The sequence below is a fragment of the Pseudomonas sp. IT-P294 genome (assembly GCF_949767865.1).
In the GTDB taxonomy this organism is placed as follows: domain Bacteria; phylum Pseudomonadota; class Gammaproteobacteria; order Pseudomonadales; family Pseudomonadaceae; genus Aquipseudomonas.
On the sequence record NZ_CATKQW010000059.1, the window covers coordinates 140,072 to 154,349 of the forward strand.

At 61.3% G+C, this 14,278-nt stretch carries 8 protein-coding genes; 2 read left to right on the top strand and 6 right to left on the bottom strand.

The genetic code is table 11. The features are described 5' to 3' along the window. Positions 1-33: 33 nt before the first annotated feature. Together ACM6I0_RS30870 and ACM6I0_RS30875 are read right to left on the bottom strand one after the other, a co-directional pair. Positions 34-801 (bottom strand): tetratricopeptide repeat protein, encoded by a 768-nt coding sequence (locus ACM6I0_RS30870; RefSeq protein WP_414924046.1) that lies wholly within the window; start codon positions 799-801, stop codon positions 34-36. After that, complete coding sequence (locus ACM6I0_RS30875) at positions 798-1,478, bottom strand: Fe2+-dependent dioxygenase (RefSeq protein ID WP_285430788.1); 681 nt, start codon at positions 1,476-1,478, stop codon at positions 798-800. The genes ACM6I0_RS30870 and ACM6I0_RS30875 overlap by 4 nt, the downstream gene beginning before the upstream one ends. 204 nt (positions 1,479-1,682) lie before the next feature. Here ACM6I0_RS30875 and ACM6I0_RS30880 point away from each other — a divergent pair, with 204 nt between their 5' ends. Next, on the top strand, positions 1,683-4,001 hold the full coding sequence (locus ACM6I0_RS30880) for a TonB-dependent receptor (RefSeq protein ID WP_414924047.1): 2,319 nt from the start codon (positions 1,683-1,685) through the stop codon (positions 3,999-4,001). Between the two features lie 233 nt (positions 4,002-4,234). Continuing rightward, on the top strand, positions 4,235-6,763 hold the full coding sequence (locus tag ACM6I0_RS30885) for a PepSY domain-containing protein (protein WP_414924048.1): 2,529 nt from the start codon (positions 4,235-4,237) through the stop codon (positions 6,761-6,763). A gap of 131 nt (positions 6,764-6,894) precedes the next feature. Here ACM6I0_RS30885 and ACM6I0_RS30890 read toward each other — a convergent pair whose 3' ends face one another. The 4 genes from ACM6I0_RS30890 to ptsP form a co-directional block, all read right to left on the bottom strand. Continuing rightward, the gene (locus ACM6I0_RS30890; protein ID WP_414924049.1) at positions 6,895-8,436 is read right to left on the bottom strand and encodes an alkaline phosphatase D family protein; all 1,542 of its coding nucleotides are present in this window, start codon (positions 8,434-8,436) and stop codon (positions 6,895-6,897) included. 163 nt (positions 8,437-8,599) lie between these two features. After that, complete coding sequence (locus ACM6I0_RS30895; protein ID WP_414924050.1) at positions 8,600-10,339, bottom strand: PTS fructose-like transporter subunit IIB; 1,740 nt, start codon at positions 10,337-10,339, stop codon at positions 8,600-8,602. Between the two features lie 11 nt (positions 10,340-10,350). After that, positions 10,351-11,292 (bottom strand): 1-phosphofructokinase, encoded by a 942-nt coding sequence (gene pfkB / locus ACM6I0_RS30900; RefSeq protein ID WP_414924051.1) that lies wholly within the window; start codon positions 11,290-11,292, stop codon positions 10,351-10,353. Continuing rightward, complete coding sequence (gene ptsP, locus ACM6I0_RS30905) at positions 11,292-14,153, bottom strand: phosphoenolpyruvate--protein phosphotransferase (RefSeq protein ID WP_414924052.1); 2,862 nt, start codon at positions 14,151-14,153, stop codon at positions 11,292-11,294. Before ptsP ends, pfkB begins: the two co-directional genes overlap by 1 nt. Between the last annotated feature and the right edge of the window lie 125 nt (positions 14,154-14,278).

A 14,278-nucleotide genomic window follows, 5' to 3' on the forward strand; every position in this document is an offset into this window, starting at 1 on the left:
CTTTGACGTGTCATGGGCTTTTTTGTGTCTGCGTTACAGCGGTGTCAGTTGCCGCTCAAGTTCGATAACACGTTGGGCATATTCGGGTGCCAGCGTGCGAAATTGTGGATTCTCTGCGTTTGCCAGGCTCTTGCTCGCAACTCGCAGGAAATTCAGATTTCCACCAGCCAATGCGTTACGCAACCAGATCAACGCCTCTTCGACACTCCCCGCCTCGGCCAGCACTGCGGCATAACTGAATTGCCCGCGGAAATCTCCGCCAACCGCCGAACGTCGATACCAGTCGCGAGCGCCCGTTAGATCCCTCGGACAAACCCGTCCTTCTTCCAGATACCGCCCCAACAGGTTCATCGACTTCGCATGGCCCAGTTCGGCGGCGAGGCGATAAAGATGCAGCGCTTGCGCCTGATCCTCCATCACCCCGCGCCCGGTCGCCAGCAGGTTGGCATAGTTGTACATCGCCCAATCAAGACCGGCTTCGGCGGCGATTCGATAATGCCCCGCCGCAACCGATGCATCAGCAGCACAACCCCAGCCATGTTCATGACAACGACCGAGCATGTTGCGCGCCATCAAGTGCCCGCGTTGAGCGGCAATCTCGAACCAGCGCAGTGCCAGCGGTTGATCCTGCGCAATGCCCTGCCCGTCCAGCAGGATCTGTCCGAGCAGCGCCTGAGCTTCGAGCACGTTTTCACCGGCGGCAATCAGAATCGCCTGGGCTGCGCGAGCGGGGCTTTCGTCGAGCATGGCCTTGAGTGAATCACCGTCGAGGACTTCTTCGCGGCGCAATTGGAAACTCATACGTCGACCCAGCGGCGCAACAAGTTGTGGTAAGTGCCGGTGAGGCGAATCAGTGAAGGATGATCAGGCATGTCCTGCGTCAATTGCTGGATCGCGCCATCCATCTCGAACAGCAAGGCGCGCTGGCTGTCTTCTCGCACCAGGCTTTGGGTCCAGAAGAAAGAGGCGTAGCGGGTGCCGCGTGTCACGGCATTGACCTTGTGCAGGCTGGTGCCCGGATACAGGACCATGTCACCGGCCGGCAACTTCACGCGCTGGGTGCCGAAGGTGTCCTGGATTTCCAGTTCACCACCGTCGTAATCCTCAGGTTCACTGAAGAACAACGTCGCCGAAAGGTCAGTGCGCACGCGCTCGATGCTGTTTTTCGGCTGGCGCACGGCGTTGTCGATATGGAAGTCGAAACTGCCACCGGCCGTGTAACAGTTCAGCAATGGAGGGAAGACTTTGTGCGGTAACGCGGCGGACATGAATAGCGGATTCTTCCACAGCCGCTCAAGCAGCGCCGCGCCCACCTCCTTGGCCAGTGGATGGCCTTCGGGCAGCTGCAGATTGTGCTTGGCTTTGGCCGACTGGTAACCGGCGGTGATTTTACCGTCGGCCCAGTCCGCCTGCTCCAGCGCCTCGCGGATGCGCTGCACTTCTTCTTTCGCGAACACGCCGGGAATGTGCAGCAGCATGGGGTGGCACCTGAGAACAAAGAGGCGTCAATGGTATTGATTCTTATTGCCCGTGTAAAACCCCATCACGAACGAGCTCGTAAAAACCGTAGGGTCAAAGTGTAAAGAATGTAAATTCGGCGCGAATAATAACGTTTCGCAATTGATACAAATACTTGTTTACCCTATATTCCGCGGCCTCAAATCCTTGGGAGGGGAATTCACATGTCACGCCAACAATCAAAATTACCGGTCAGTTCACCACGTTTGCTCGCGTCTGCAATTGGCGTGGCGATCACTGCCAGCTCTGCCGGCCATATGGTCTTCGCGGCTGAAAAAACCAACGAAAAAGCACCGGGCAATTCGATTTCCCTTGGCGCCACCGCTATCACTGGCGAAGCCCAGGATGCGACTTCCTACAACGTCGAAAAAGCTTCCTCGCCCAAGTACACCGCACCGTTGGTAGACACGCCACGTTCGGTCACCGTTATCCCGCAACAAGTCCTCAAGGACACCGGCGCGCTCAATATGCAGGACGCGCTGCGCACCGTTCCTGGCATCACCTTTGGTGCCGGTGAAGGCGGCAACCCACAAGGCGACCGTCCGTTCATTCGTGGTTTCGACGCCCAGGGCGATACTTATCTGGATGGCGTGCGCGACACCGGCTCGCAAAGCCGCGAGATTTTCGCGGTCGAGTCGATCGAAGTCAGCAAAGGCCCGAACTCGGCCATTGGCGGCCGTGGCGCGGCGGGTGGCAGCATCAACCTGGTGAGCAAGAAGGCGCACCTGGGCGACTCGCTGGACGGTGGATTTACCTGGGGTTCGGACCAGACCCAGCGTTACACCCTGGACGGTAACTACCAGTTCACCGATACCGCCGCTGGCCGTCTGAACCTGATGAGCCACGAAAGCAACGTCGCCGGCCGTGACAGCGTCGATTACGACCGCTGGGGCGTCGCGCCGTCGTTGGCGTTCGGTCTGGGCACCGACACCCGGGTTAACCTCGATTACTACCATCTGGAAAGCAACGACACGCCAGACTCGGGCATTCCGTACACCATTCCTGTCGCAGGCTCGACCGCCCGTACCAAGTCGAACCCGGATAAACCCAACGACGGCGGCAACAGCAGCAACTTCTACGGCTTGAACGATCGCGATTTCCGCAAGGGCCGCACCGACACGGCGACCTTCGCCATCGAGCACGACCTGAACGACGCGCTGACCGTCAAAAACACCTTGCGCCACGGCACCAGCATGCAGGACTACATCCTGACCCAGCCGGACGACAGCAAGGGCAACGTCAACAACGGCAGCGTCTGGCGTCGGGCCAACACCCGCGTCAGCAACACCGAGACCACCACTAACCAGACAGATCTGTTCGGTGACGTCTACATCGCCGGGTTCAAGAACAGCTTCGCCACCGGTATCGAGTTGAGCCACGAGGAAAGCCGCAAGTCCTCGTACAACGTCAACACCGACACCACGCCGGCAACGGCGGCTGTGACCACCAACTGCAATCCAGCAATCATCGGCGCACGGAGCGGCTACAACTGCACCTCGCTGTCCAATCCGGCCCCGAACGATCCATGGAACGGTGCCATCTCGCGCAACTACGCCGGGACCGACACCAAGGCCAACACCTACGCGCTGTATGCGTTCGACACCCTGGAGCTGTCCAAGCAATGGCTGGTGAACATGGGGCTGCGTTACGACCATTTCGACACCGACTACAAAACCTTCAACGCCTCCAGCGTGACCACGTCCAAGGGCGATGACACCAGCGAGTTCGTGACTGGCCAGTTCGGCGTGGTCTACAAGCCCGCCGAAAACGGCAGCATCTATGCGTCCTACGCCACCTCCGCCACGCCACCGGGCAACACCCTTGGCGAAGGTCAGGAAGGCAACCCGCTGGGTGGCACGCCAGACCGCAACGGCAACTTGCTGAAAAGCGACATGGAGCCGGAAACCACCAAGAACTACGAAATCGGCACCAAGTGGGATCTGTTGAACGATCGTCTGTCGCTGACCGCCGATATCTTCCGCACCGAGAAAGACAACGCCCGCGTTCAAGTCGACACCACGTCCTTTGAAAACGCCGGCAAAACCCGCGTCCAGGGGGTCGAACTCTCGGCCAGCGGCAAGATCACCGACAAATGGCAAGTGTTCGCCGGTTACGCCTACATGGACAGCGAGCAAGTCGATGGCGGCCCACTGGGCGCGGCCAACGATGGCAACGAACTGCCAAACACGCCGAAAAACAGCGCCAGCCTGTGGACCACCTATCAGGTCACGCCGAAGCTGACCGTCGGCGGCGGCGCGTTCTACGTCGACGATGTATTCGGCAGCGTGGCCAACACCACCATGGTTGATTCCTACGTTCGTTACGACGCGATGGTGGCCTACAAGCTGAGCAAAAACGTCGACCTGCAACTGAACGTGCAGAACCTGACCGACGAAACCTACTACGACAAAGCCTTCTCGACCCACTTCGCCAATCAGGCGGCGGGCCGTACCGCGTTGCTGAGCACCAACTTCCACTTCTAAAAAATGTGGGAGCGAGCCTGCTCGCGATGAGGGCGCCACATTCAACATTTGTGTTGGCTGACCCACCGCATTCGCGAGCAGGCTCGCTCCCACAAGGAGTGGCTGGCAATTAAAGGTCAGGCCCCGTTCATCTATATGACCGGGGCTTTTGTACGTAAAAAAGAATGCTTCTCGACCACCCACGGCATAATGCGCGCCGTGATGACAATTTTCGAACGAACAAGGCGAGCGATGTGTTGAAGAAAACCCTGTTCCAGTTGCACTGGTTTTTCGGCATCAGCGCCGGGCTGGTCCTGGCCCTGATGGGCATCACCGGGGCGACGGTATCGTTTCAGGATGAAATCCTGAGCGTGCTGAACCCTTCTGTGTTGCAGGTCGAGAAGCAGGTGGCAGGCGTGCTGCCCCCTGTCGAACTGGTCGAGCGCATCGAAGCCGCTTCCGGTAAAAAAGTCTCCATGCTCAGTGTCGAGACCGACAGCGGCGCCGCGGCCAAGGTGTTCTTCACGCCACCGCTCGGCGAACGTCGTGGCGAGATGCGTTATTTCGACCCGTACACCGCCGAGTTCATGGGCGATGCCACCGGGCAAGACTTCTTCGGCTTCATGCTGCAACTTCACCGCTTTCTCGCCATGGGCGATACCGGTCGGCAAATCACCGGCGCGTGCACGCTGATCCTGGTGTTCTTCTGCCTCTCGGGTCTGTACCTGCGCTGGCCACGCCAGTGGAAAAACTGGCGCGCATGGCTAACTCTCGACTGGAAGAAAAAGGGCCGTAGCTTCAACTGGGACCTGCACTCAGTGGCCGGTACGTGGTGCCTGGTGTTTTACCTGTTGGCGGCGCTGACCGGATTGTCGTGGTCCTATGAGTGGTACAACAAAGGCCTGACCCGACTGCTTTCCGATGCCCCGCAAAACGAGCGCATGCGCGGCGGGCGTGGCCCTGCACCAAGCGGCCCGGCACCGACCGCCGATTACGCGTTGATGTGGAGCAGCATCTACAGCGCTGCCGGTCCGGCACTCAGTGCCTATAACATCCGCATGCCGCCAGTGGCCGGGCAACCCGCCACTGTGTTCTATCTGTTGAAGACCTCGCCGCACAATCGCGCGTTGAACCAGATAACCCTTGATCCGGCCTCTGGCGTGGTCAAACGGATTGAGCGTTACAGCGACAAGAGCCTCAAGGCACAACTGCTGACCAGCATTTACGCGCTGCACGTGGGCAGCTATTTCGGCATTGTCGGGCGGATCATCCTGACCATCAGCGCGCTGACCATGCCGTTGTTTTTCATCACCGGCTGGTTGCTGTACCTCGACCGTCGGCGCAAGAAAAAACAGATCAACGATGCCCGCAAAGGCTTCGCGCAAACGGGCAGCAACACGCCAGCCTGGTTGATCGGCTTCGCCAGCCAAAGCGGGTTTGCCGAACAACTGGCGTGGCAGACCGCAGGACAGTTGCAGGCGGCAGGCGTGCCGGTGAAAGTTCAGCCGCTGGCGAAAGTCAGCGAACAGGATTTGCGTGAGTCCAGCAACGCATTGTTCGTGGTCAGCACCTTCGGCGACGGCGAAGCACCGGACAGTGCCCGCGGTTTCGAACGCAAAGTGCTGGGCCGGGCGCCGAGCCTGGAGAGCCTGAACTACGCGGTACTGGGCCTGGGTGATCGTCAGTATCAACACTTCTGCGGCTTCGCCCGACGCCTGCATACCTGGCTAGGCGAGCACGGCGGCAAGACCTTGTTCGCGCCAGTGGAAGTCGACAGTGGCGATCCGTATGCCCTGCGTCACTGGCAACAACAGCTGGGTCTGCTGACCGGACAAACACCGGCCGACACCTGGCAGGCGCCGAGCTACGACAACTGGACCCTGACCCGCCGCGAATTGATGAACCCGGACAGCAGCGGCTCGCCGGTGTACTTGCTGGGCCTTGCAGCCCCGACCAGCAGCAGCTGGCTGGCCGGTGACCTGGTGGAAGTGCTGCCACGCAATAGTTCATGGGCGATCGAGCACTTCCTTGATGGCCTGGGCATCGAAGGCCGGGCCACGGTGACCTACGATGGCCTGACACAACCCCTGGAGCAGGCCCTGGCAAGGCGCCAATTGCCCGAGAACCGAACGCATCTGGTCGGCCTGCACGCCCAGGCGCTGTTGGACGCCCTGGTGCCATTGGCCATGCGCGAATACTCCATTGCCTCGATAGCGGCGGACGGCGTGCTGGAACTGATCGTGCGTCAGGAAGTGCATCCGGACGGCAGCCTGGGCGTCGCTTCCGGCTGGCTGACCGAGCATGCGCCAGTGGGCAGCACCGTCAGTATGCGGGTGCGACGTAACAGCGGTTTCCATTTGCCTACCGAGCCGGTGCCTATGATTTTGCTGGGCAACGGCACCGGTCTCGCGGGACTGCGCAGCTTGTTGAAAGCGCGGATTGCCGATGGACAACAACGCCATTGGCTGTTGTTTGGCGAGCGCAACCGCGAACACGATTACCTGTGTCGCGACGAACTCGAAGAGTGGCTGATCTCGGGGGACATCGAGCGACTGGACCTGGCATTTTCGCGGGATCAGGCCGAAAAGATCTACGTGCAGGATCGACTGCGCGAGTCCACCGAAACGTTGAAGCAATGGCTGGCTGAAGGTGCTGTGATCTACATCTGTGGCAGCCTGCAAGGCATGGCTTCAGGGGTGGATCACGTGCTCAACGAAACGCTCGGCATTGAAGAAGTCGACCGACTGATCGAGCAAGGCCGATATCGGCGTGACGTGTACTGACCCAACGCTACACCTGTGGGAGCGAGCCTGCTCGCGATGACGGCTTAACATTCAACAAATACAGTGACTGTTACACCGCCATCGCGAGCAGGCTCACTCCCACAGGAATCTGCGTCTGCTCGCGACTTTTTTCAGACTGGCTGCAACTTCTGCTCAAACACCCCAACCCCATCCAGATCCCGCAACACCACACTCATCTCCCCCGTCTGCCCGTCGATATTCACCTCGCCAAAAAACTGAAACCCGGCAAACGGCGAAGTGTTCTGCGCGGGCGGGGCTTTCTCGAAGATCACCTCGGGGCCAAAGGTTTTATCCAGCGGATTGGGGCCGAAACTCCCCGCATTCAACGGCCCGGCGACAAACTCCCAGAACGGTTCGAAGTCCTGAAAAGCAGCACGTTCCGGGTGGTAATGATGCGCGGCGCAGTAATGCACATCCGCCGTCAGGAACACGAAATTGCGCACCTGTTGCGCCCGCAAGAAACCCAACAACTCGGCGATTTCCAGTTCACGTCCCTGAGCCTGGCCGGGATCGCCGTTGGCCACCGCTTCCCAGCGCGCCACTCCGGGGCTGACTTCACCGTCCGGTACGCCGAGGCCAATCGGCATGTCGGCGGCAATCACTTTCCACTGAGCGGTGGAGCCTTTCAACGAAGCCTTCAACCAGTCCAGTTGCTCGCGACCGAGAAAGGGTTTTTCGCCGCCAAGGTTGTCGTCATTGGCCCCTCGATAACTGCGCATGTCCAGCACGAACACATCCAGCAACGGCCCATAACCGAGCTTGCGATAAATCCGTCCACCACCGTCGGCGCTCTGCAGGCGCATCGGTGCATATTCCAGCCAGGCTTGCCGCGCGCGGCCCACCAGGCTGTGGATATCTTTACTTTGGTAACGCCCGTCAAGTTGCTTGCCCGGCGACCAGTTATTCACCACTTCGTGGTCGTCCCACTGCCAGATCTGTGGGACCTCGGCGTTGAAGCGACGAATGTTCTCGTCCATCAGGTTGTAGCGGTAATTGCCGCGATATTCATCGAGGGTTTCGGCGACTTTGCTCTTGGCTTCGCTGGTGATGTTGCGCCACACGCGGCCGCTTTCCGTGGTCAGTTGCGCCGGCACCGGGCCGTCGGCGTAGATGGTGTCGCCGCTGTGGATAAAGAAGTCCGGCAGGCGCAGGCGCATGGCTTCGTAGATGCGCATGCCGCCAATGTCAGGGTTGATGCCGAAGCCTTGGCCTACGGTGTCGCCGCTCCAGACAAAACGGATAGCGCGACGGGCTTGCGGCACGCTGCGCAAGTGGCCGAACCAGGGTTCGCTGGCGGCGCCACTCTGGGCATCTTCGAAGGACACTCGATAGAAAATCGCCTGGTCGGCGGGCAAGCCGGTGAGCTCCACGCGAGCGGTGAAATCGCTGCGCGCATCGGCCACTGGCGAGACGAGTCGGCGGGGGTTGCCGAACAGGCTGCGTGTGTCCCATTCCACCACCATCCGCGCCGGGCGGTCGCAGCGACTCCAGATCATCGCCCGATCGCCCAGCAAGTCACCGGACTGCACGCCGTCGGTAAGTTGCGGACGATCCTTGACTGACGCGATCACTGCTGGCGCCAGACCAGGAAGCAACAGACCGGCGCCGACAGCCTGGATGACACGGCGGCGACCGAGGTCGAATTCGCTCATGGTGTTCTCCCTGAAAAGGAAAACTTAAACACGCGCGCGTGACGCCCGTGTGAAACGCGATCCTGTGGGAGCGAGCCTGCTCGCGATAGCGGTGTAACAGTCACAATTTCTGCTGGATGTTAAATCGTCATCGCGAGCAGGCTCGCTCCCACAGGGTTTTGTGTCAGGCGTTGACGGGCTCTATTGCCAGCTCGACAACTTCCGGCCGTTTGAGCAGCGCATACGCCACCGCCGTCAGCAGACTGCCAGCCACAATCGCCAGCAAATACAGCAGCGCATGGTTGATCGCATTCGGGATCGCCAACACAAACAAGCCACCGTGCGGCGCCATCAGTTTGCAGCCGAAATACATCGACAACGCACCGGTCAGCGCACCACCGGCAATGCTCGCCGGAATCACCCGCAGCGGGTCCTTGGCGGCAAACGGAATCGCGCCTTCGGAGATAAAGCACAGCCCCAGGACCAGCGCGGCCTTACCCGCCTCGCGCTCGGTCTGGGCGAATTTGCGACGCGCAATGAGCGTGGCGATGCCCAGGCCAATCGGCGGCACCATACCGGCGGCCATCGTCGCGGCCATCGGCGCATAACTCTGCGATGCCAGGAGCCCGACCGAGAACGCGTAAGCCGCCTTGTTGATCGGCCCGCCCAGGTCGACGCACATCATGCCGCCCAGCAACACACCGAGCAGAATCGCGTTGGTGGTGCCCATGCTGTCGAGGAAGTGCGTGAGCCCCAGGAGCATGCCCGCCACCGGTTTTCCCACCACGTAGATCATCACAAGGCCAGTGAACAGGCTTGCCAGCAACGGGATGATCAGGATCGGCTTCAGTGCCTCAAGACTTTGCGGCAAACGTGCATATCGATTGATCGCCTGCGCCGCGTAACCGGCGATGAAACCGGCAATGATCCCGCCGATAAATCCGGCGCCCAAGGTGCTCGCCAGCAAACCGCCAATCATCCCCGGCGCCAGGCCCGGGCGGTCGGCGATCGAGTAGGCGATGTAACCCGCCAGCAGCGGCACCATCAGCTTGAACGCGGTCTCGCCGCCGATCTGCATCAGCGCCGCCGCCAACGTGCCCGGCTCCTTGAACGCGGTGATGCCGAACACGAAGGACAAGGCGATCATCAAGCCGCCCGCCACCACCATCGGCAACATGAACGACACACCGGTCAGCAAGTGTTTGTAGACGCCGGACTTCTCCTGCTTGGCCGGGCCTTGGGCGCCGCTCGCAGCAGTTTCCTGTTTGCCTTCGGCCAGGGCTTTTTTCAGTGTCGCTTCAGCTTGCTTGAGAGCAATACCAGTGCCGCAACGATAAATCTTCTTGCCAGCGAAACGCTCGGTGGCGACTTCGATGTCGCACGCCAACAACACCACATCGGCATCGGCAATCGCGGCGGCGCTCAATGGATTGCGCGCACCGACCGAGCCCTGGGTTTCGATTTGCAACTCGTAGCCCAGGCGTTTGGCCGCTTGCTGCAAGGCTTCGGCGGCCATGAACGTGTGCGCGACGCCGGTCGGGCAGGCCGTGATCGCCACCAGTCGCGGCGCGTTTTGCACGACAGCAACCGACTCGGCGACGGCTTCGGTAGCGATGTAAACCTGAGCCTCCTCTGCACCTCGGCGCAGCACCGCTTCGACATCCTGCAAGGCCTGTGCAGGCGTGCTCTGGAAGACGCGCTTGCCGACGAATCGAGACATGTCGACCGGGGCGCTGGTGACCAGCAACACCCACTCGGCGCCCTCGATCGTGGCCGCCGACAATTGGCGTTCCGGGTGCGCCGCATCGTTGACTTCAACGCAGGTGCTCCAGCCCTGACGCTGAGCCGCTGCATCGAGCAAACGGGCGCACAGCACACTGGTGACCATGCCGTTCGGACAGGCCGTAACAATGGCTAACTTCATGTCAAACCCTCTTATTGTTCTGTCAGGGGGCGCACGCGCACACCCTGTTCGAGCTGCGCCAATTGCGCGGCGTCGTTGATGCCGAAACCGATCTGGGTGACCGCCATCGCGGCAATCGCCGTGGCCGTGCGCAGGGTCTGTTCAGGCGTATCGGCGCTGAGCAAACCGTGAAGCATGCCGGCCAACAACGAATCGCCCGCGCCCACCGTACTGGCGACGCTGACCTTGGGCGGCGTGGCGTGCATCGCCGAACCAACACTGAACCAGTTCACCCCGTCGGCACCGTGGGAGATCACCACATGCTCGATGCCTTGAGCGTGCAAACGGCTCGCCGCTTCGGCTTGGGCGGTGATCGAAACCACCTCGCAACCCAGCACCTCGGCCAGCTCTTCGGCGTTTGGCTTGATCAGCCAGGGACCGGCCTTGAGCGCGGCACGCAAGGCTTCGCCGCTGGTGTCGAGGGCGACTTTCAAGCCAAGGTTTTTCAACCGTGAAATCAACGCCTGCAGCCACGCGGGACTGATGCCTTGAGGCAGGCTGCCGGCGACGACAACGGCCTCATGGCCCGGCGCAATCTGCTCGAGTCGATCGAGCAAAGCTTGTTGCGCGGCGTCATCCACCATCGGCCCCGGACCGTTGATATCGGTGATGCGCCCATCGCTTTCTGCCAGTTTGATGTTGCTGCGCGTCTCGCCGGGAACGCGAATAAACGCGTCGACAAAACCACGTTTGGCGAACAGGGTTTCGAACGCTTGCAGGTTGTCTTCACCGAGGAAACCGCTGACGGTGAGCTGATGCCCAAGGTCCGCCAGCACTTGCGCCACGTTCACGCCTTTGCCGGCGGCGTGGGTGTGCATCTCGTCGCTGCGATTGACTTGACCTGCTGCCAGCAGCGGTAACTGGACGGTGAGGTCCAGCGCCGGATTAAGGGTCAGGGTTAGAATCTTGGCCATTACAGGGCCTCCACTAATGCGCGCACTTCATTCGCGCTGCCCACGGCCAAGGCCTGCTGGGCGAGAATTCGGGTCTGGGCCAGGCTGAGCTCGCGCACGCGCGCCTTGACCTCGGCGATGCTGCGGCCCGACACGCTGAGTTCGTCCACACCCAGGCCGACCAGCACCGGCACCGCCAGCGGATCAGCCGCCAACTCGCCACACACGCCGACCCATTTGCCATGGGCATGGGCGGCGCGCACGGTGATGTCGATCAGTTGCAGCACCGCCGGGTGCAACCCGTCAGCCTGGGCCGACAAAGTTGGATGACCACGGTCGATGGCCAGGGTGTATTGGGTCAGGTCATTGGTGCCGACGCTGAAGAAGTCGACTTCTTTGGCCAGCACCGGCGCCAGCAACGCTGCCGACGGCACTTCGATCATGATCCCCAATTGCAGGTCTGCAACCGGGATTTCCAGACGCAGGCGTTCGGTCATGTCCCGAGCCTGGCGCCACTCATCGACGCTGCCGACCATCGGGAACATGATCCGCAGCGGACGGTTGTCGGCGGCACGCAACAAGGCGCGCAATTGCGCTTCCATGATCTGCGGTCGCTGCAAGGTCAGGCGAATGCCACGCACGCCGAGGAACGGGTTTTCTTCTTTGGCGATCGGCCAATACGGCAGCGGTTTGTCGCCACCGACATCAAGGGTGCGCACCACCAGCGGACGACCGGCCAGGCCATCGAGGACGCGACGGTATTCGACTTCCTGAGTGGCTTCGTCCGGCGCTTGCGAGTGGGCCATGAAAATCAGTTCGGTGCGCAGCAAGCCGATGCCTTCGGCACCCTGCTCCACCGCGCTGGTGACGCCTGCGCTCTCGCCGATGTTGGCGAACACTTCGACCGCGTGGCCATCGGTGGTCAACGCCGGTTGATGGCGTTGTTCGGCGGCGGCCTTGAGACGTTGTTCGCGGGTGTCACGCTCTTGCGTGGCACGCTGCAAGGTCGCTGCGTCGGCATCGACATGCAAGCGACCGCGCTGGCCATCAATCAGCAACGGCGTGCCCGGCGCCAGCAGCAACACCGCCGCACCTGCACCGACCAGCGCCGGAATACCCAGCGCCCGGGCAACGATCGCACTGTGCGCGGTGGCGCCGCCACGGGCGGTGAGAATGCCGGCCACGCGCAGCGGATCGAGACGCGCCACGTCGGACGGGCCGACTTCATCCATCACCAGAATGTACGGCTGGTCGGGCTCGCTCGGGGTTTCGATGCCACTGAGTTGCGCCAGCACACGACGGCCGATGTCGCGCAAGTCCGCCGCGCGTTCGGCGAGCAGCGCGTCCTGCAAGGATTCCTGTTGTTTGGCCGCCGCTTCAATCACCGCCATCCACGCCGCTTCGGCGCTTTCGCCTTGCTTGAGACGGGTGTCGACTTCATCGGTCAGTTCCGGATCGTCGAGCATTTCCTGGTGGGTGATGAAAATCTCGCGAATGGCCTTCGATTTGCTGCGCTCGATCAGCCCTTCGATGTCGCGACGCACGTCGGCCAGCGCCTGTTTGAGGCGCTCGCGCTCGATGGCGGCAGACTCACCGCGCAGCGGGTATTCGATGGTTTGCAGCACTTGGATATGTGCCGGGCCGATGGCGATCCCCGGCGCAGCGGCGATAGCCTGAATCAGACTGCCGGATTTCGGTGCGAGCAGCACTTCGGCGACATCGGCGAAGACTTCACGCTGCTGACTGACCGCCGGCAAAGGCTCGATTTCTTCTCCCAGGCCTTCTTCGATGGCCGCCAACAGGGCCGGCAACGCGTCGGCGGCGATGCTCGGTTCGGCGACGAATTCCAGCACCTGTCCACGGCGGGCGCCAAGGCTGAGCAGCTTGCTCAGGCTCTTCACCGACACGGCGCTGTCCTGACCCTCGACGATGCGTACACGGATTTCACCGTCGAAGCTTTTCGCCAGTTGCGCAAGGATCTTCGCCGGGCGGGCATGCAAGCCATGGGCGTTGGCCAGGGCGATACGAGCGCTTGGCCAATCCGCCGGCAACTCACCGCCCAGGACTTCAAGCACCGCACGGCTGCTGGTGGCGCGGCCCAATTCGTGGCCGCGACCTTCGATCAGCAACGCACACAGGCGTTCGAGCAGGGCTTGATGCGCCTCGCCGAGGCTGGCCAGGCAAAACAGGCCGCTGAGCGGCTGGCCGAGGTAACGCATCGGCTTGTCCGGGGTGACGAAGGCCAGGCCGGGGCGCTTCACGGTTTGTTCGCTGTGCAACCACCACAAACCATCGCCCAGGGGCAGCGCTTCGACTTGTTGCAAGACGGCGGAGAATCCGCTGCTCACACAATCCGCCTGACGCAGCAAACGCGCACCGCGCCAGACCAGTTCTTCGAAGTCATCGGCGGAAACACCGAGGCCAATCATCTGTGCATCCAGCGCCAGTTCCTGCGGCGCGCCTTGCAACAGTTTCAGCAAGGCTTCGGCGGTGCTGGCGCGACGCAGGGCCTGACCCAGATCGGTCTCGCCGAGGGCGCGTGTCAGCAGTTGCAGCAAACGCAGGTGTTCGTCGGACTTGGCCGCAATACCAATCGCCAGGTAAACAATCTGGCCATCGCCCCAGTCCACCCCCTCGGGGAACTGCATGAGGCGCACGCCAGTGGAAAAAACCTGATCGCGGGTATCCGGGGTACCGTGGGGGATGGCAATACCTTGACCGAGAAAGGTCGAGCCCTGGGTTTCACGCGCCTGCAAACCCGCGAGATAACCCTCGGCAACCAAACCATCGGCAACCAGATGTTGGGCCAGCAAGTGCAACGCTGCGGACTTATCCACAGCCGATTGGCCTATGGATATCTGCTCTATGGTGAGCTCGAGCATGCTTTCTCCTTTTTGGCGCCTGTAGGCGCCAGGTATTGTTTTGAATGATTCAGCTTAGGCGCTTGGTCATAACTTTTGGCGGTTTCGCGGCAGAACCGTCCAAATGCACCTATAACGTAGAAAAT